The 19,494-nt window shown below is 61.0% G+C and carries 16 protein-coding genes and 1 pseudogene; 16 read left to right on the top strand and 1 reads right to left on the bottom strand.

The genetic code is table 11. The features are described 5' to 3' along the window. Nucleotides 1–8: 8 nt before the first annotated feature. From IM733_RS10625 to IM733_RS10595, 7 genes and pseudogenes are all read left to right on the top strand, one after another. Nucleotides 9–830, top strand: a complete 822-nt coding sequence (locus tag IM733_RS10625) for a substrate-binding periplasmic protein (RefSeq protein ID WP_248920804.1) — start codon at nt 9–11, stop codon at nt 828–830. A 9-nt stretch (nt 831–839) separates the two neighbouring features. Then, complete coding sequence (locus IM733_RS10620; RefSeq protein ID WP_248920803.1) at nt 840–1,193, top strand: DUF4398 domain-containing protein; 354 nt, start codon at nt 840–842, stop codon at nt 1,191–1,193. Continuing rightward, nucleotides 1,190–1,999 (top strand): OmpA family protein, encoded by an 810-nt coding sequence (locus IM733_RS10615; protein ID WP_248920802.1) that lies wholly within the window; start codon nt 1,190–1,192, stop codon nt 1,997–1,999. Before IM733_RS10620 ends, IM733_RS10615 begins: the two co-directional genes overlap by 4 nt. Before the next feature lie 1,110 nt (nt 2,000–3,109). Further along, nucleotides 3,110–4,552, top strand: coding sequence for a PLP-dependent aminotransferase family protein (locus tag IM733_RS10610; RefSeq protein WP_248920801.1), 1,443 nt, complete (start codon nt 3,110–3,112; stop codon nt 4,550–4,552). Between the two features lie 61 nt (nt 4,553–4,613). Next, the gene (locus IM733_RS10605; RefSeq protein ID WP_248920800.1) at nt 4,614–5,063 is read left to right on the top strand and encodes a hypothetical protein; all 450 of its coding nucleotides are present in this window, start codon (nt 4,614–4,616) and stop codon (nt 5,061–5,063) included. A gap of 107 nt (nt 5,064–5,170) precedes the next feature. Beyond that, nucleotides 5,171–5,425: a YkgJ family cysteine cluster protein gene (locus IM733_RS10600; RefSeq protein WP_248920799.1), complete on the top strand. Its 255-nt coding sequence runs from the start codon at nt 5,171–5,173 to the stop codon at nt 5,423–5,425. 33 nt (nt 5,426–5,458) lie between these two features. After that, nucleotides 5,459–6,063 (top strand): annotated as a pseudogene (locus IM733_RS10595) (START domain-containing protein). 171 nt (nt 6,064–6,234) lie between these two features. Here IM733_RS10595 and gltA read toward each other — a convergent pair. After that, complete coding sequence (gene gltA, locus IM733_RS10590) at nt 6,235–7,524, bottom strand: citrate synthase (protein WP_240065197.1); 1,290 nt, start codon at nt 7,522–7,524, stop codon at nt 6,235–6,237. Nucleotides 7,525–7,876: 352 nt separating this feature from the next. Between gltA and sdhC the strand changes: the two genes are divergently transcribed. The 9 genes from sdhC to sucD all read left to right on the top strand — a co-directional run bounded on the left by sdhC (nt 7,877) and on the right by sucD (nt 19,205). After that, entirely contained in the window at nt 7,877–8,263 is a 387-nt protein-coding gene (gene sdhC / locus IM733_RS10585; protein ID WP_011534755.1) for a succinate dehydrogenase, cytochrome b556 subunit, read from the top strand. Then, nucleotides 8,257–8,625: a succinate dehydrogenase, hydrophobic membrane anchor protein gene (gene sdhD, locus IM733_RS10580; RefSeq protein ID WP_011534754.1), complete on the top strand. Its 369-nt coding sequence runs from the start codon at nt 8,257–8,259 to the stop codon at nt 8,623–8,625. The genes sdhC and sdhD overlap by 7 nt, the downstream gene beginning before the upstream one ends. 3 nt (nt 8,626–8,628) lie before the next feature. Beyond that, nucleotides 8,629–10,401, top strand: coding sequence for a succinate dehydrogenase flavoprotein subunit (sdhA, locus tag IM733_RS10575; protein WP_011534753.1), 1,773 nt, complete (start codon nt 8,629–8,631; stop codon nt 10,399–10,401). A gap of 11 nt (nt 10,402–10,412) precedes the next feature. After that, on the top strand, nt 10,413–11,117 hold the full coding sequence (locus IM733_RS10570; protein ID WP_011534752.1) for a succinate dehydrogenase iron-sulfur subunit: 705 nt from the start codon (nt 10,413–10,415) through the stop codon (nt 11,115–11,117). Nucleotides 11,118–11,360: 243 nt separating this feature from the next. Then, nucleotides 11,361–14,192: a 2-oxoglutarate dehydrogenase E1 component gene (locus IM733_RS10565; RefSeq protein WP_213657599.1), complete on the top strand. Its 2,832-nt coding sequence runs from the start codon at nt 11,361–11,363 to the stop codon at nt 14,190–14,192. 42 nt (nt 14,193–14,234) lie between these two features. Then, nucleotides 14,235–15,452 (top strand): 2-oxoglutarate dehydrogenase complex dihydrolipoyllysine-residue succinyltransferase, encoded by a 1,218-nt coding sequence (gene odhB / locus IM733_RS10560; protein ID WP_011534750.1) that lies wholly within the window; start codon nt 14,235–14,237, stop codon nt 15,450–15,452. Between the two features lie 93 nt (nt 15,453–15,545). Continuing rightward, nucleotides 15,546–16,982: a dihydrolipoyl dehydrogenase gene (gene lpdA / locus IM733_RS10555; protein ID WP_011534749.1), complete on the top strand. Its 1,437-nt coding sequence runs from the start codon at nt 15,546–15,548 to the stop codon at nt 16,980–16,982. A 172-nt stretch (nt 16,983–17,154) separates the two neighbouring features. Then, nucleotides 17,155–18,321: an ADP-forming succinate--CoA ligase subunit beta gene (gene sucC, locus IM733_RS10550; protein ID WP_011534748.1), complete on the top strand. Its 1,167-nt coding sequence runs from the start codon at nt 17,155–17,157 to the stop codon at nt 18,319–18,321. Then, nucleotides 18,321–19,205 (top strand): succinate--CoA ligase subunit alpha, encoded by an 885-nt coding sequence (gene sucD / locus IM733_RS10545; RefSeq protein ID WP_004376004.1) that lies wholly within the window; start codon nt 18,321–18,323, stop codon nt 19,203–19,205. The genes sucC and sucD overlap by 1 nt, the downstream gene beginning before the upstream one ends. The last annotated feature ends 289 nt before the right edge of the window (nt 19,206–19,494 follow it).

The following is a 19,494-nucleotide window of genomic DNA, read 5'->3' as shown; positions in this document are numbered from 1 at the left end:
AGTGTTTCATGGCGTTGCGCTCGAGCAAGGGGATGCTGGCCTGTGCGCTGGCGCTGCTATCGACCTCGGTGTGGGCGGTGGGCAAATGCGAGCGGCTGGTGGCCACGGGCAGCCCGGATGCACCGCCGTATTCCTGGCAGGACCCGAGCGATCCGAAACACCTGATCGGCGCCAACGTCGACCTGCTGCGCCAGGCGGCGAGCGAGCTGGGGGTGAAGGTGGAGGTGCTGCATGCCGGTCGGCGTGACCAGGCGCTGGAGGAGGTGCGCAGTGGGCGCATGGACCTGCTGCTCGACACGCCCATGCAGGTCGCCCAGCTGACTGTGTTGGATTATATCCACCCGGCGTTGCAGCTCAATGAATACCTGGTATGGACGCGGCATGACGCGACGCTGACGTTCGAAGGGCCAGCGGATCTGGCACATTATCGGGGCAGCTTGTCGGAAAAGGCCAGGTTGACCCCGGCTTTCGAGGCGTTCGCCAAGGCCCAGTTGAAGTTGGAGCCAGCGCAGAATCTCACCCAGGCATTCCAGAAACTGGTGCTCGGTCAGGTCGACTATGTGTTGGCGGGCCGGTACTCGGGCATGGCCATGGCCCAGAGCCTGGGCGTGGGTGAAGACTTGGTCGCCCGTGGCCTGCCAGTGGACCGCCCAGGGTTGTATCTGGCGGTGTCGCACAACTCGGCCTGCAACGATAGCTGGTTGCGCGGACAACTGGCGAAAAAACTGACAGAATTGCCGATCTCCGGGGCGACCGAGGCCGTGCTGCAGCGCAATGTCGAGCGCTGGAAGGCACAGATGCAGGCGCCGCTGGACGCCCCTAAACAGTAGGAAGATTGCGTGAGAATCCAACCTCTTATTCTTGCCCTGGTCGTGTTCAGCCTGGCTGGCTGCGCCAACGACCCGGCGCCCAATGAGCAGCTGCGCCTTTCCGAGCAAGCATTGGAACAGGCCAAGGCCGTCGGTGCCACTGACCAGGTGCCCGAATACAAACTGGCCGAAGACAAGCTGGCGCGGGCCAAGGTCAACATGACCACCGAGAGTTACCGGGATGCGCGCATGCGCGCCGAGCAGGCAGAGCTGGACGCGCGTCTGGCCGAGGCTCGTGTGCTGACCCAGAAGAGCGAGGAGCAGTTGCAGGTGATGCAGTCGCGGATCAAGCGTTTGCGTAAGCAGCTGGAGGTGCAGCCATGAACCGTCTGAAACCCATGGCTGCGCTGGCCTTGCTGGCGCTGGTCGGACTGCAGGGCTGCGCCAGCCAGCGCAGCGAGTCGGCGCTGGATGACGCCAGTGCGGCGTTCCAGAAGGTCAAGGACGATTCCAATGTGCTGCGCAGCGCGCCGCGCGACGTCATTCGCGCAGGTGAGTCGCTAGGGCGTGCGGAGCGCCTGGCCGGTTATATCGGTACGGGCAGCGATGTGCGTCACTATGCCTATCTGAGCCAGCGCTACAGCGAGATTGCCGGTGAGCATGCCAAGCTGGCGTTGAACCAGGAGCGCCTGGCCAAGCTCGACCTCGAGCGTCAGCGCCTGCAGTTGGGCTTGCGTGAAGCCAAGCTCGCCAGTGTTCAGCAGCAGGGTAAATGGGTCGAGGCGCAGATTGTTGCATTGGCGTCCGAGCAGACTGACCGTGGCTTGGTGATGACCCTCGGTGATGTGCTGTTCGACACGGGGGAGGCGGATCTGAAGAACTCTGCCAGTCGTACCGTGCTCAAGCTGGTGCAGTTCCTTCAGCTCAATCCGCGCCGCGTGGTGCGTATCGAGGGTTATACCGACAGCACTGGTAACCCGGAAGACAATCTCAAGCTGTCCCGTGATCGTGCTCAGTCGGTTGCCGACATGCTGGTCGACCTGGGGGTCGACGAGAAGCGTATCCAGGTTGAGGGGTATGGCGACCAGTACCCGGTGGAGGCTAATGCCTCGGAGCGGGGCAGGGCGCAGAACCGTCGGGTCGAAATCGTTTTCTCCGATGACAAGGGCAAGCTCGCTCCGGCGCGTTGAATCCAGGCTTTTCATTCGTGGGCAAGCCCGCGAATGGGCCGGAATGATCAATAGATAACTACCAGTCTGACAATTAATCTCAGATTCTTTGATCTTGATCTTGATCTTGATCTTGATCTTGATCTTGATCTTGATCTTGATCTTGATCTTGATCTTGGTCTTGATCTTGATCTTGCTTTTAAGTGCGCGATAGTTCAGGCGCCGCCAAATGCGACTTCAGGAGGCCGAACGTAGGACTTGCGTAGCGGGGCGACGGGCATGGATGCCCGTCGAGCACTGATGGGCCATGGATGGCCCTTCAGTGCGTCCACGCGGGAGCAAGGCCGGAGTGAGGGAACCCCGGAGCGAAGCGTAGGGGCCGTATGAATGGAGCCAGCGGTTTTTGCCTTCTTTTGCCCGCGTGCAAAAGAAGGTCGCCGTAAAGGCGAAAAGGTGAGTTGGCGCCTCCATCGTGAATGGATGTGTTCACGAATTTCAATGCCAATACTCTGAAAGTCAAAGTCAAAGTCAAAGTCAAGGTCAAAGTCAAAGTCAAAGTCAAAGTTAAGTGGGTCTCTATAGATATAGGCATATCCAATTACGATAGCGACTCGACGTCACCTTTCCGCCCTTACGGCGGGTCACTTTTTGTCAAACGCGACAAAAAGTAACCAAAAAACGCTGCGCTCCATTCATCCGGCCCTCCGCTACGCTCCGGGTCCCTTCGCTCCGGCGCCTTCCGGGCCTGCGCGGCCTACGACTTGCTGCGCAAGTCTACATCTCGCGCCTTCGGCTAACGCCGAAGGGTGCTGCGCACCTGGCCCTCCAGACGCCTGCGCTCAGCCTCCTGAAGTCGCGAAGTTACGGGCGGCGCCTGGACGGGCGCAGCTGTCGCTAGCTGACGGGGTGGCTAACCTCTTGATCGTCAAAGCCAAAGCCAAAGCCAAAGCCAAAGCTATTTTGCGCGTTCGTCGGTGCTTCGACGCAGTCGCTCGCTTTTTCACTGTCACGCAACTGTATTGTTGACTATTCTCCGGTCTGTCCCAGTACACTTCTCAACTGTTACGGTATTCTGGCTCCGCAGTGAGTCGCACAAGAACAACGATCCCGTCCGCGCTTCGAGAACACGCCATGACCAACCTGCTGCTGTACCAGCGCATTGCCCAGCAACTGGCCGATGATATCCGTCGTGGTGTCTATCAGCCCGGCGAGCGTGTACCCTCGGTGCGCAAGATGAGCGCACAGCTCAATGTAAGCCATGCCACCGTGCTGCAGGCCTATGCCAACCTCGAGGACCAGGGCCTTATCCGGGCGCGGCCGCAGTCGGGCTACTACGTGCACCAGACCCCGGCTTTGACCGCCCAGACTCCGGACATCGCTCGGGTCGAGCGCCCTGGGTTGGTCACGCGGGCCAGCATCATCCAGCAGGTTCTGGTCGAGGCGCGTCGCGATGGCGTGTTCCCCTTCGGTGCCGCGGTTCCCCATGTGGACTACCTGCCGGTGCGCGCCTTGCACCAGCAACTGGCCAAAGTCACCCGGTTCCATAGCCCGCGTGCTTTCAGCTACATGTTCAGCCCAGGTTTCGAGCCACTGCGACGGCAAATTGCCATCCGCATGCGCGACGCTGGTGTGTTGGTCGATCCGCGTGAAGTCGTGGTGACTCACGGTTGTGTCGATGCCTTGCAGATGTCGTTGCGAGTACTGACCCGACCAGGTGATCTGATCGCCGCAGAATCACCGACCTACTATGGGCTGTTGCAGCTTGCTGATCTGCTCGGATTGAAGGTAATCGAGATCCCTAGTGACCCTTCCACGGGTATCAGCCTCGAAGCTTTGCAACTGGCGGCCAACCAATGGTCGATCAAGGCATTGGTCCTGACCGCACGCCTCAGCAACCCGCTGGGTGGCACCATTCCTGAGGAACGTCAGAAGCAACTGCTGCGCCTGGCCTCGGACTTCGATATCCAGATCGTCGAGGATGACATCTACGGTGAGTTGATGTTCGAGCAGGGGCGCACCAAGGCGCTCAAGGCGTTCGATCGCCTGGACCGTGTGATCTACTGTTCGAGTTTTTCCAAGACCCTTTCACCGGGTGTGCGGGTTGGCTGGATGATTGCTGGGCGATACCAGGATGAAATTCAGCGCTTGCAGACCTTCACTACGCATTCGGCCTGCAGCGTGACCCAGATGGGCGTGGCGGCGTATCTGGAGAACGGCGGCTATGATCGCCACCTGCGTTTTATTCGTCAGGAGTACCGCAAGAACCTCAGCGCTTACCAGTTGGCTGTGCAGCAGCACTTCCCGGAAGGTACGCAAATGACTCGACCAACAGGTGGTTTCATTCTCTGGGTGAGTCTGCCTGGACGGGTCAATACGCAAGAGCTGCATGTTCGAGCGCTGGAGCAAGGTATCAGCATTGCGCCGGGCCTGATCTTCAGCAACACCGAGCAGTTCAACCACTGTATTCGTCTTAACTGCGGCTTCCCGTGGAACAAAGAGGCCGAGCGCGCGGTGGTTGCGCTGGGGCTGCTGGCCAGTCAATTGTGCAGGGAATCGACGGTCTCACTTTTGTAGGCTTGTCAGGCGCGCGTGGAACGGGGAGCATACGCGCTTTTACAGCCTGTTCCCGATATCTATGAAAGCGCTTCGACCGTTTGCCCTCATCCTGTGCTGTGCAGTGTCCTGGTTGTCAGTAGGGGCGGCCCAGGCTGCGGAGCCTGCGGCCAAGGCGCAGGCTGCAACGGGCAAGGTCGCCAAGCCGGCAAAGCCTGCCGCGAAGCCCAAGCCCAAGCCAAAAGCGAAGGCGAAGCCAGTCAGCAGGGCAGTCGCCAAACCTCTTGCTGCACCCAAGCTGGACCTGAGCCTGCCGGCCGACATGGTTCGGCACCTCAAGCCGGATGTCGGCGATGTACCGCCGCCGCGCAAGGCATTGCTGCCGTCCATGTTCCCGGCCAGGCCCGAGTCCGACGACAGCCCGTTCCAACTCAACGGCCGGTTGATCAGCAACGAAATGCAATTGCAGCTTCGCAACGATGCGCGCCATGACGTGGAAGGTGCCGCAATCGATTTCGAATTTCGCAACTGACTGCCGGGTCACGGGTGAATTCATCCGTTCGGCAATTTCAAACGTATGTTTGAGCGGTTAGTATCCAGGGACGTTCGTCCCGTTCTGCTCCTGGGAGTCCTGTTGTCATGAAATGTCGCGAGGGCTGTGGTGCCTGCTGCATCGCCCCGTCCATCAGTTCGCCGATCCCCGGTATGCCAGAAGGCAAGCCGGCGGGGGAGCGCTGCCTGCACTTGAATGTCGAGAACCTGTGCGAGCTGTTCGGCAGGCTCGAGCGGCCCAAGGTGTGTGGTGGCTTCAAGGCGGAAGTGGATATCTGTGGCAATGATCGTGACGACGCCATCCGCATCATCGGGTGGCTGGAGCAGATGACGGCGGCGTGACAGGTTGGATCTTCGACAACAAGGAACAAGATGATGAGATCGATCAAGCGTATCGCACTGCTGTGTGGCATGGGTGTCCTGCTAGCTCCGACGGCCTGGGCCGAAGACTGGCAGGTGGCCAAGGACGAGGAGGGCATCAAGGTTTCGCTGAGCGAAGTGCAGGGCTCCAAGTACAAGGCCTATCGCGGCGTGACCGTGATCAAGGCGCCGTTGGCCAAGGTCAGGGCGTTGCAGGAAGATGTGGCGGGGGCTTGTGCCTGGATTCACGAGTGCAAGTCGCAGAAGCTGCTCAAGCAGGAAGGTGACCAGAGCTGGACCTACACCCAGTTCAACACGCCATGGCCGGTGACGCCGCGTGACTCGATCCTGCGCGTGACCACCGTTCAGGAGGCTGACGGCAGCCTGACGCGCAAGCTTGAGGAACAGCCAAAGTACCTGCCCGAGGCCGATGGTTTCGTGCGGGTGGCTCAGGTGCAGGGCTTCTGGAAGCTGGTGCCCAAGGGTGACAGCACGGAGGTGATCTACCAGGTGCATACCGAGCCGGGGGGAGCGTGCCGGCGATGGTGGCCAACAAGTTCGTGGTGGATGCGCCGTTCAATACCCTCAAGGGGCTGCGCGAGAAAGCCGAGAAGCCGTGACGGTCCAGCGGCTCGTGCCAAGCCTCTAGGGGCCGGCCTTGCCGGCGAACACCGGCATGGCGGGTGCCATTCACCGCGTCGCTTGGTTCGCCAGCAAGGCCGGCTCCTACAGGGTGCAATGAAAAAGCCCCGGCATCTCTGCCGGGGCTTTTGCGTTTCAGCGACTGACGCTTACTTGCGGTCCTTCAGCTCGACGATGTCGCGCTGCTCGTAACCGGTGTACAGCTGGCGCGGACGGCCAATCTTGTACGGGCCGGAGAGCATCTCTTTCCAGTGCGAGATCCAGCCTACGGTACGTGCCAGGGCGAAGATCACGGTGAACATGCTGGTCGGGATGCCGATGGCTTTCAGGATGATGCCCGAGTAGAAGTCGACGTTTGGATAGAGCGAGCGCTCGATGAAGTACGGATCGGTGAGGGCGATCTCTTCCAGGCGCATGGCCAGTTCGAGCTGCGGGTCGTTCTTGATGCCCAGCTCGCCCAGCACTTCGTCGCAGGTCTGCTTCATCACGGTGGCGCGCGGGTCGCGGTTCTTGTAGACGCGGTGGCCGAAGCCCATGAGCTTGAACGGGTCGTTCTTGTCCTTGGCCTTGGCGATGTACTTGTCGATGTTCGAGACATCGCCAATTTCATCGAGCATGGTCAGTACAGCTTCGTTCGCACCGCCGTGGGCCGGGCCCCACAGCGCGGCGATGCCGGCGGCGATACAGGCGAACGGGTTGGCACCCGACGAGCCTGCCAGGCGCACGGTGGAGGTGGAGGCGTTCTGCTCGTGGTCGGCGTGGAGGATGAAGATCCGATCCATCGCCTTGGCCAGTACCGGGCTGATCGGTTTGATCTCGCACGGGGTGTTGAACATCATGTGCAGGAAGTTTTCCGCGTACGACAGGTCGTTGCGCGGGTACATCATGGGCTGGCCCATGGAGTACTTGTAGACCATCGCCGCCAGGGTCGGCATTTTCGCGACCAGGCGCACGGCGGAGATTTCGCGGTGCTGCGCGTTATTGATGTCCAGCGAGTCGTGATAGAACGCCGACAGGGCGCCTACCACGCCGCACATCACCGCCATCGGGTGGGCGTCGCGGCGGAAGCCGTTGAAGAACGATTTCAGCTGCTCGTGAACCATGGTGTGGTTCTTCACGGTGCTGACGAACTGGGCTTTCTGTTCGGCGTTGGGAAGCTCGCCGTTCAGCAGCAGGTAGCAGGTTTCGAGGTAGTCCGATTGTTCAGCCAGTTGCTCGATGGGGTAGCCGCGATGCAGCAGGATGCCCTTGTCACCGTCGATGTAGGTGATCTTCGACTCGCACGAGGCGGTCGCCATGAAACCGGGGTCGAAGGTGAAGTGGCCGGATGCCCCCAACCCGCGGACGTCGATAACATCGGGACCAACGGTGCCGGTTAAAATGGGCAGCTCGACGGGGGCATTGCCCTCGATGACCAACTGCGCTTTTTTGTCAGCCATGTGGCCTCCTATTAATGCTTGAAATCATCAGACAGACCCCCCACGCAGGGCCCGCACCACTATAGAGGGATAAATTCGAATGTCAATTTGCCTAAAGGCTGGTTGAAACGCCCTCTGGAGCCTGGTTTTTCGCGAAATTCCCGCCCATTTACGCCTTTTGTTCATTAAAGGCAATGCGCTATTTGGGCGAGCCCCTCACGTTGTCATAAGCAGCCTAACTGTCTATACTCGGCAGCCGACTCCCAGGGGCTTTCAAGCCCGTCCTGCTGGGTGTCGTCGCTCTCCTGGGTGGTGGGTACCTGACCAGTACACTTACCAACAACTTTGCCCTGTTAGCTAGGGGCTCTTCAGTGTGAAAAAAGCCGTGAAAAGCCAACGACCTGTAAACCTAGACCTAAGGACCATCAAACTCCCGATCACCGCGTACACGTCCATTCTTCACCGTATCTCCGGCGTCATCCTGTTCCTCGGCCTTGCCATCATGCTGTACGCATTGGGCAAGTCGCTGGGTAGCGAGGAAGGCTTTGCCGAGGTGAAGGCGTGTCTGACCAGTCCGCTGGCCAAACTGGTGACCTGGGGCCTGCTGTCCGGCCTGCTGTATCACCTCGTGGCAGGTGTGCGCCACCTGATCATGGACATGGGCATCGGTGAGACGCTGGAAGGCGGCAAGCTGGGCTCGAAAATCGTGATCGTCATCTCCGTGGTGCTGATCGTTCTGGCAGGAGTTTGGGTATGGTAACTAACGTCACGAACCTCTCGCGTTCGGGCCTCTACGACTGGATGGCGCAGCGCGTCTCTGCGGTCGTTCTCGCGGCTTATTTCATCTTCCTGATCGGCTACCTCGCCGCGCACCCGGGCATCGACTACGCCCAGTGGCACGGTCTGTTCTCCAACAACGCGATGCGTATCTTCAGTCTGCTGGCCCTCGTTGCCCTGGGCGCCCACGCCTGGGTCGGCATGTGGACCATTGCCACCGACTACCTGACGCCGATGTCGTTCGGCAAGTCGGCGACTGCGATTCGTTTCCTGTTCCAGGCGGTATGCGGCGTAGCGATGTTCGCTTACTTCGTCTGGGGTGTGCAGATTCTCTGGGGTATCTGATTCATGGCTAACATTCCAACGATTTCCTTCGACGCCATCATCATCGGTGGCGGCGGGGCAGGCATGCGCGCAGCGCTGCAGCTGGCTCAAGGCGGCCACAAGACCGCGGTAGTCACCAAGGTGTTCCCGACCCGTTCGCACACCGTTTCCGCCCAGGGCGGTATCACCTGCGCCATCGCTTCGGCCGACCCGAACGATGACTGGCGCTGGCACATGTACGACACCGTCAAGGGCTCCGACTACATCGGTGACCAGGACGCGATCGAGTACATGTGTCAGGAAGGCCCGGCCGCAGTTTTCGAGCTGGACCACATGGGGCTGCCGTTCTCGCGTACCGAAACCGGTCGTATCTACCAGCGTCCGTTCGGTGGCCAGTCCAAGGACTTCGGTAAAGGTGGCCAGGCCGCCCGTACCTGCGCAGCTTCCGACCGTACCGGTCACGCGCTGCTGCACACCCTCTACCAGGGCAACCTGAAAGCGGGTACCACCTTCCTCAACGAGTACTACGCCGTTGACCTGGTGAAGAACCAGGACGGCGCCTTCGTCGGTGTGATCGCGATCTGCATCGAAACCGGCGAAACCATGTACATCAAGTCCAAGGCCACCGTGCTGGCCACTGGCGGTGCCGGTCGTATCTACGCCTCCACCACCAACGCCCTGATCAACACCGGCGACGGTGTCGGCATGGCCCTGCGTGCCGGCGTGCCGGTGCAGGACATCGAGATGTGGCAGTTCCACCCGACCGGTATCGCCGGCGCCGGTGTGCTGGTTACCGAAGGCTGCCGCGGTGAGGGTGGCTACCTGATCAACGCCCACGGCGAGCGCTTCATGGAGCGTTATGCTCCGAACGCGAAAGACCTGGCTGGCCGCGACGTAGTTGCGCGTTCCATGGTCAAAGAGATCATCGCCGGCAACGGCGTGGGCCCGAACAAGGACCACGTACTGCTGAAGCTGGACCACCTGGGCGAGGAAGTGCTGCACAGCCGCCTGCCAGGTATCTGCGAGCTGTCGAAGACCTTCGCCCACGTCGACCCGGTGGTCGCGCCGGTGCCGGTCATCCCGACCTGCCACTACATGATGGGCGGCGTTGCCACCAACATTCATGGCCAGGCCATCACCATGGATGCCGAAGGCAACGACCACATCATCCCTGGTCTGTTCGCCGTAGGTGAAGTGGCGTGCGTATCGGTCCACGGTGCCAACCGCCTGGGCGGCAACTCGCTGCTCGACCTGGTGGTCTTCGGTCGTGCCGCTGGCCTGCACCTGGAGAAGGCGCTGAGCGATGGTGTCGAGTACCGTGACGCCAGCGACACCGACGTCGAAGTGGCCCTGAACCGCCTGAACAAGCTCAACGAGCGCACCACCGGCGAAGACGTCGCCAGTCTCAAGCGCGAGCTGCAGAGCTGCATGCAGAACTACTTCGGTGTATTCCGTACCGGCGAATACATGCAGAAGGGCATCGAGCAGCTGGCCGGCCTGCGTGATCGCATCGCCAACGTCAAGATCAACGACAAATCCCAGGCCTTCAACACCGCGCGTATCGAAGCGCTGGAGCTGCAGAACCTGCTGGAAGTCGCCGAAGCGACCGCGATTGCCGCTGAAGCCCGTAAAGAGTCCCGCGGCGCACACGCCCGTGAAGACTTCGAAGACCGTGACGACGAGAACTGGCTGTGCCACACCCTGTACTACCCGGGTGAGAAGCGCGTCGCCAAGCGTGGCGTCAACTTTGCGCCGAAGACAGTTCCTGCCTTCGAACCAAAAGTCCGGACTTACTGAGGGTGGCCGCTATGTTGCAAGTCGAAGTTTATCGTTACAACCCGGACACCGATTCGGCCCCCAAGATGCAGACCTTCCAGGTCGACACGGGCGGCAAGGATCTGATGGTCCTGGACGTGCTGGCGCTGATCAAGGAGCAGGACGAGGGCTTCTCGTACCGTCGCTCCTGCCGTGAAGGCGTGTGCGGTTCCGACGGCATGAACATCAACGGCAAGAACGGCCTGGCGTGCATCACGCCGCTGTCTGCCGTCGTAAAAGGTAACAAGTTGATCCTGCGCCCGCTGCCAGGTCTGCCGGTTATCCGTGACCTGGTCGTCGATATGAGCATCTTCTACAAGCAGTACGAGAAGGTGAAGCCGTTCCTGCAGAACGACACTCCGGCCCCGGCCATCGAGCGTCTGCAGTCGCCGGAAGATCGCGACAAGCTGGACGGTCTGTACGAGTGCATCCTGTGCGCCTGCTGCTCGACCTCCTGCCCATCGTTCTGGTGGAACCCGGACAAGTTCCTGGGCCCCGCCGCCCTGCTGCAGGCCTATCGTTTCCTGGCCGACAGCCGTGACACCAAGACCCAGGAGCGCCTGGCGTCCCTGGATGACCCGTTCAGCGTATTCCGCTGCCGCGGGATCATGAACTGCGTGAACGTCTGCCCGAAGGGTCTGAACCCGACCAAGGCAATCGGCCACGTACGTAACATGCTGCTGCAAAGCGGCACCTGATTCAAACGTTGTACCGGCAGTAAACCGAGGTGCGGGCGCCGAGCCCGCACTGCGGTAAACCCGAGCAAGGGCCCAAAAAGCCCGCGCTCATTACCTATGAAGATATGAGACCAGCAGGGGCTTCCGGGCTGGTACCCGGAAAATCAGCAGGATCCAGGTGGCGTGGTTCAGTCGCTGTGTTCGGACTTTTCCAGGTTTGCTGTGGCTCTCGCCGATCAGTCCCCTAACCGAGGGTGACCAAGCATGCAAGAAAGCGTGATGCAGCGCATGTGGGATAGCGCCCACCTTTCAGGTGGTAACGCTGCATATGTGGAAGAGCTTTATGAGCTCTACCTGCACGACCCTAACGCTGTGCCAGAAGAGTGGCGCACTTACTTCCAGAAGTTGCCCGCCGACGGCAGCACCGCTACCGATGTATCGCACTCGACGATCCGCGACCATTTCGTACTGCTGGCAAAGAACCAGCGCCGCGCCCAACCGGTTTCCGCCGGGAGCGTGAGCAGTGAACACGAGAAGAAGCAGGTTGAAGTGCTGCGACTGATCCAGGCCTATCGTATGCGCGGCCATCAGGCTGCCAAGCTCGACCCGTTGGGGTTGTGGCAGCGCCCTGCGCCCGTAGACCTGTCGATCAATCACTACGGCTTGACCAATGCCGACCTTGATACAACATTCCGTGCCGGCGACCTGTTCATCGGCAAAGAGGAAGCGAGCCTACGCGAAATCTTCGAAGCGCTGCAGAAGACATATTGTCGCACCATAGGCGCCGAGTTCACCCACATCGTCGATTCCGAGCAGCGCAGCTGGTTCCAGCAGCGTCTGGAAAGCGTGCGTGGTCGTCCGGAGTTCTCCGCCGACGTGCAGACCCACCTGCTCGAGCGCGTCACCGCCGGTGAGGGCCTGGAGAAGTACCTGGGCACCAAGTACCCAGGCACCAAGCGTTTCGGCCTGGAGGGTGGTGAAAGCCTGATCCCGATGCTGGACGAAATGATCCAGCGCTCCGGCAGCTACGGCACCAAGGAAGTCGTGATCGGCATGGCCCACCGCGGCCGCCTGAACGTGCTCGTCAACACCTTCGGCAAGAACCCGCGCGAGCTGTTCGACGAGTTCGAAGGCAAGAAGATGAACGAGCTGGGCTCCGGTGACGTGAAGTATCACCAGGGCTTCTCCTCCAACGTGATGACCCCCGGTGGCGAAGTTCACCTGGCCATGGCGTTCAACCCTTCCCACCTGGAAATCGTCTCGCCAGTGGTGGAAGGCTCGGTTCGCGCCCGTCAGGATCGCCGCAACGACACCGTGGGTGACAAGGTCCTGCCGATCTCGATCCACGGTGATGCTGCATTCGCCGGCCAGGGCGTGGTCATGGAAACCTTCCAGATGTCGCAGACCCGCGGTTTCAAGACCGGCGGTACCGTGCACATCGTGATCAACAACCAGGTCGGTTTCACCATCAGCAACCCGCTGGACTCGCGCTCCACTGAGTACGCCACCGACGTTGCCAAGATGATCCAGGCGCCGATCCTGCACGTGAACGGCGACGATCCGGAAGCGGTGCTGTTCGTCACCCAACTGGCCGTCGACTACCGCATGCAGTTCAAGCGTGACGTGGTCATCGACCTGGTCTGCTACCGTCGTCGCGGCCACAACGAGGCCGACGAACCCAACGGCACCCAGCCGCTGATGTACCAGCAGATCAGCAAGCAGCGCACCACCCGTGAGCTGTATGCCGACGCGCTGATCCAGGCTGGACGCATCGATGCCGAGCGCGCCCAGGCCAAGATCGACGAGTACCGCAACGCCCTGGACAACGGCCTGCACGTAGTGAAGAGCCTGGTCAAGGAGCCCAACCGCGAGCTGTTCGTCGACTGGCGTCCATACCTGGGCCATGCCTGGACCGCGCGCCACGACACCCGCTTCGACCTCAAGACGCTTCAGGACCTGTCGGCCAAGCTGCTGGAACTGCCGGAAGGCTTCGTCGTCCAGCGCCAGGTGGCGAAGATCTACGAAGATCGCCAGAAGATGCAGGCCGGTGGCTTGCCGATCAACTGGGGTTACGCGGAGACCATGGCCTACGCCACTCTGCAGTTCGAAGGTCACCCGATCCGCATGACCGGCCAGGACATCGGCCGCGGCACCTTCTCGCACCGTCACGCGGTGCTGCACAACCAGAAGGACGCCAGCACCTACATCCCGCTGCAGAACCTGTTCCCGGGCCAGCCGAAGTTCGAGCTGTATGACTCCTTCCTCTCGGAAGAAGCCGTGCTGGCCTTCGAATACGGTTACTCGACCACCACGCCGAACGCGCTGGTGATCTGGGAAGCCCAGTTCGGCGACTTCGCCAACGGTGCGCAAGTGGTGATCGACCAGTTCATCACCAGTGGCGAGCACAAGTGGGGCCGCCTGTGCGGTCTGACCATGCTGCTGCCGCACGGCTACGAAGGCCAGGGCCCTGAGCACTCGTCCGCGCGTCTGGAGCGCTACCTGCAGCTGTGCGCCGAGCACAACATCCAGGTTTGCGTACCGACCACCCCGGCACAGATCTACCACCTGCTGCGTCGTCAGGTCATTCGCCCGCTGCGCAAGCCGCTGATCGTACTGACCCCCAAGTCGCTGCTGCGCCACAAGCTGGCCATCTCGACCTTGGAAGACCTGGCCGAAGGCTCGTTCCAGACCGTGATCCCGGAAATCGACACCCTCGATCCGGCCAAGGTCGAACGCCTGGTGCTGGCCAGCGGCAAGGTCTACTACGACCTGCTGGAAAAACGCCGTGCCGAAGGCCGCGAAGACATCGCCATCGTGCGTATCGAGCAGCTGTATCCGTTCCCTGAGGACGACCTGGTCGAAATCCTCGCGCCGTACACCAACCTCAAGCATGCGGTCTGGTGTCAGGAAGAGCCGATGAACCAGGGTGCCTGGTACAGCAGCCAGCACCACATGCGCCGTATCCTGGGCCGCCACAACAAGGCGCTGGTCCTGGAATACGCCGGCCGCGACGCTTCCGCCGCGCCAGCTTGTGGTTACGCATCGAAGCACGCCGAGCAGCAGGAAAAACTGCTGCAAGACGCGTTCACTGTCTAACGCTTTCGCGCACCTGAAACCGAATTTAAGGAAACACAGATAATGGCTATCGAGATCAAAGCCCCAACCTTCCCGGAATCGGTTGCCGATGGCACCGTTGCCACCTGGCACAAGCAGCCGGGCGACGCCGTCAAGCGTGACGAGCTGATCGTCGACATCGAGACCGACAAGGTCGTCCTGGAAGTCCTGGCCACCGCCGACGGCGTGCTGGGCGCCATCGTCAAGGGCGAGGGCGACACCGTCCTGTCCGACGAAGTCCTGGGCTCGATCGTTGAAGGTGGCGCTGCCGCCGCTGCTCCGGCTGCCGCTCCGGCCGCTGCTGCTCCGGCTGCCGCTGCCGCCGACGCTGGCGAAGATGACCCGGTCGCCGCCCCAGCCGCGCGCAAGCTGGCTGAAGAGAACGGCATCGACCTGGCTACCGTTGCCGGCACCGGCAAAGGCGGTCGCATCACCAAGGAAGACGTCGTCGCTGCAGTCGCCAACAAGAAGTCGGCACCTGCTCCGGCCGCCAAGCCTGCCGCTGCCGCTGCCGCCCCGGTTGTCGTTGCCGCTGGCGACCGCACCGAGAAGCGCGTACCGATGACCCGCCTGCGCGCCAAGATCGCCGAGCGCCTGGTCGAAGCACAGTCGAACATGGCCATGCTGACCACCTTCAACGAAGTCGACATGACCGAAGTCATGGCCCTGCGTTCGAAGTACAAGGACCTGTTCGAGAAGACCCACAACGGCGTGCGCCTGGGCTTCATGTCGTTCTTCGTCAAGGCAGCCACCGAAGCGCTGAAACGCTTCCCGGCGGTCAATGCCTCGATCGACGGCAACGACATCGTCTACCACGGTTTCGCTGACGTCGGCGTCGCTGTCTCCAGCGACCGTGGCCTGGTGGTACCGGTACTGCGCAACGCCGAGTCGATGTCGCTCGCTGAAATCGAGAACGGCATCGCCACCTTCGGCAAGAAAGCGCGTGACGGCAAACTGGCCATCGAAGAGATGACTGGCGGTACCTTCACCATCACCAACGGTGGTACCTTCGGCTCGATGATGTCGACCCCGATCGTCAACCCGCCGCAGGCCGCGATCCTGGGCATGCACAACATCATCCAGCGCCCGATGGCCATCAACGGCCAAGTGGTGATTCGCCCGATGATGTACCTGGCGCTGTCCTACGACCACCGCTTGATCGACGGCAAGGAAGCGGTAACCTTCCTGGTGACCATCAAGAACCTGCTGGAAGATCCGTCTCGCCTGCTGCTGGACATCTAAATCGCAGCGCAAGCCGCAGGCGCCGCGCTTCTCCCGAAGCGCGTGCGCCTGGCGGCTTGCCGCTCGTAGCTTGAAGCTAAAAAGGAATCGTTTATGACCCAGAAATTCGACGTGGTAGTGATTGGTGCAGGTCCTGGCGGCTACGTGGCCGCGATCAAGGCCGCACAGCTCGGCTTCAGCACCGCCTGCATCGAGAAATACACCGACGCCGAGGGCAAGCTGGCCCTGGGCGGTACCTGCCTGAACGTGGGTTGCATTCCTTCCAAGGCTCTGCTGGACAGCTCCTGGAAGTACAAGGAAGCCAAAGAGAGCTTCAACGTGCACGGTATCTCCACTGGCGAAGTGAAGATGGACGTTGCCGCGATGGTTGGCCGCAAGGCTGGTATCGTCAAGAACCTGACTGGTGGCGTCGCCACCCTGTTCAAGGCCAACGGCGTCACTTCGATCCAGGGCCACGGCAAGCTGCTGGCTGGCAAGAAGGTCGAAGTCACCAAGGCTGACGGCACCACCGAAATCATCGAAGCCGAGAACGTGATCCTGGCCTCCGGCTCGCGTCCGATCGACATCCCACCGGCTCCGGTCGACCAGAACGTCATCGTCGACTCCACCGGCGCCCTGGAATTCCAATCGGTACCAAAACGCCTGGGCGTCATCGGCGCTGGCGTGATCGGCCTGGAGCTGGGTTCGGTCTGGGCTCGCCTGGGTGCCGAAGTCACCGTCCTGGAAGCCCTGGACACCTTCCTGATGGCCGCCGACACCGCTGTGTCGAAAGAAGCCCAGAAAACCCTGACCAAGCAGGGTCTGGACATCAAGCTGGGCGCTCGCGTCACCGGCTCGAAAGTCAACGGCAATGAAGTCGAAGTCACCTACACCAACGCCGAAGGCGAGCAGAAGATCACCTTCGACAAGCTGATCGTCGCGGTCGGCCGCCGTCCGGTGACCACCGACTTGCTGGCCGCCGACAGTGGCGTGACCATCGACGAGCGCGGCTACATCTTCGTCGACGATCACTGCGCCACCAGCGTACCGGGCGTCTACGCCATCGGTGACGTGGTGCGCGGCATGATGCTGGCGCACAAGGCCTCGGAAGAGGGCATCATGGTCGTCGAGCGCATCAAGGGCCACAAAGCCCAGATGAACTACGACCTGATCCCTTCGGTCATCTACACCCACCCGGAAATCGCGTGGGTCGGCAAGACCGAACAGGCGTTGAAAGCCGAAGGCGTTGAGGTTAACGTGGGCACCTTCCCGTTCGCGGCCAGCGGCCGTGCGATGGCGGCCAACGACACCGGTGGTTTCGTCAAGGTCATTGCCGACGCGAAGACCGACCGCGTACTGGGCGTGCACGTGATCGGCCCATCGGCCGCCGAGCTGGTGCAGCAGGGCGCGATCGCAATGGAATTCGGCACCAGTGCCGAGGACCTGGGCATGATGGTCTTCAGCCATCCGACCCTGTCCGAAGCGCTGCATGAAGCAGCGCTGGCGGTGAATGGCGGTGCCATTCACGTCGCCAACCGTAAGAAGCGTTAATTATAAGAAACCACGGCGGTCTGCCCGTCGTGGGTCTTGCGTGCAAGACTCACCGCGGAACGTCCGCCGGACCGGATCACATGGGAAAACCCGGGGTCAACGGTCACAGGTGGTGCGGCGCCAGTAATGGCGCAGCGCCGAAGCGCAGTACCTAACGAAGACGGTAAAAAGCATGAATCTTCACGAGTATCAGGGTAAGCAGCTGTTCGCTGAATACGGCCTGCCAGTTTCCAAGGGTTTCGCAGTCGATACCCCTGAGCAAGCGGCAGAAGCCTGCGACAAGATCGGCGGTTCGGAGTGGGTCGTCAAAGCCCAGGTCCACGCCGGTGGTCGCGGTAAAGCGGGCGGCGTAAAGCTGGTTCGCAGCAAGGAAGACGCCAAGGCGTTCGCTGCACAGTGGTTGGGCAAGAATCTGGTCACCTACCAGACCGATGCCAACGGTCAACCCGTCTCCAAGATTCTGGTCGAATCCTGCACTGACATCGCCAAAGAGCTGTACCTGGGCGCTGTAGTCGATCGTTCGAGCCGCCGTATCGTGTTCATGGCTTCCACCGAAGGTGGCGTGGACATCGAGAAAGTCGCTCACGAAACGCCTGAGAAGATCCTCAAGGCCACCATCGATCCGCTGGTCGGCGCTCAGCCGTTCCAGGGTCGTGAACTGGCGTTCCAGCTGGGCCTGGAAGGCAAGCAAGTGCAACAGTTCGCCAAGATCTTCGTAGGCCTGGCCAAGCTGTTCAAGGATCACGATCTGGCCCTGCTGGAAGTGAACCCGCTGGTGATCAAGGCCGACGGCGACCTGCACTGCCTCGATGCCAAGATCAACATCGACGCCAACGCCATGTACCGTCAACCGAAGCTGAAGACCTTCCACGACCCGTCGCAGGACGACGCTCGTGAAGCCCACGCTGCCAAGTTCGAACTGAACTACGTGGCGCTGGAAGGCAACATCGGCTGCATGGTCAACGGTGCCGGCCTGGCCATGGGTACCATGGACATCGTCAACCTGCACGGCGGCAAGCCAGCCAACTTCCTCGACGTGGGCGGCGGCGCTACCAAAGAGCGCGTTACCGAAGCATTCAAGATCATTCTGTCCGACAGCAATGTCGCGGCCGTTCTGGTCAACATCTTCGGCGGCATCGTTCGCTGCGACATGATCGCCGAAGGCATCATCGGTGCGGTGAAAGAAGTCGGCGTCAAGGTTCCGGTCGTCGTTCGCCTCGAAGGCAACAACGCCGAACTGGGCGCTAAAGTACTGGCAGAAAGCGGTTTGAACATCATTGCGGCAACCAGCCTGACCGACGCTGCTCAACAAGTTGTCAAAGCTGCGGAGGGCAAGTAATGAGCGTCCTGATCAATAAAGACACCAAAGTCATCTGCCAGGGCTTCACCGGCTCGCAGGGTACTTTCCACTCCGAACAAGCCATCGCCTACGGCACCAAGATGGTCGGCGGCGTCACCCCAGGCAAGGGTGGCACCACCCACCTGGGTCTGCCGGTGTTCAACACCGTGAAAGAAGCCGTCGAAGCCACTGGCGCTGACGCGTCGGTGATCTACGTACCGGCTCCTTTCTGCAAGGACTCGATCCTGGAAGCCGCCTTCGGTGGCATCAAGCTGATCGTCTGCATCACCGAGGGTATCCCTACCCTCGACATGCTGGATGCCAAGGTCAAGTGCGACGAGCTGGGCGTAACGCTCATCGGCCCGAACTGCCCAGGCGTGATCACGCCGGGCGAGTGCAAGATCGGCATCATGCCGGGTCACATCCACCTGCCAGGCAAAGTCGGTATCGTTTCGCGTTCCGGCACCCTGACCTACGAAGCTGTCAAGCAGACCACCGACGCCGGCTTCGGCCAGTCGACCTGCGTCGGCATCGGCGGTGACCCGATCCCGGGCTCCAACTTCATCGACATCCTGAAGCTGTTCCAGGAAGACCCGAAGACCGAAGCGATCGTCATGATCGGTGAGATCGGTGGTTCCGCTGAAGAAGAAGCCGCGGCCTACATCAAGGCCAACGTGACCAAGCCTGTCGTGTCTTACATCGCCGGTGTTACCGCACCTGCGGGCAAGCGCATGGGCCACGCTGGCGCCATCATCTCCGGTGGCAAGGGCACTGCGGACGAGAAGTTCGCTGCTCTGCAGGACGCTGGTGTGAAAACCGTGCGTTCCCTGGCTGACATCGGCAAGGCCCTGGCCGAGCTGACTGGTTGGGAAGTCAAGAAGTAAGCAACACGTAGTACCCCCCACGCGCACAAAGGCCACCTTCGGGTGGCCTTTGTCGTTGTTGTAGGGGCGGCTTTAGCCGCGAAGCCGGCGCTGCGGTATAGGGCGCCCGCTTTGTGGGTGATCGCGACTAAAGAGGTTGCGGCGGTTTCGGAAAATTCGATCACCGCTATCAGGATTTTCAACCAGACATCTGCCCAAATGAGCAATAAATAGTCGTCCAGCACGTTCAACCAGACGACAAACACATACGCACATCGGACAAGCAGCACTGTGCCAGTGCGTTTGTCGG

The organism is Pseudomonas entomophila (assembly GCF_023277925.1).
In the GTDB taxonomy this organism is placed as follows: Bacteria; Pseudomonadota; Gammaproteobacteria; order Pseudomonadales; family Pseudomonadaceae; genus Aquipseudomonas; species Aquipseudomonas entomophila_D.
The sequence above is the reverse complement of the archived record's forward strand: the minus strand, read 5'-3'. Positions and strand labels throughout refer to the sequence as shown.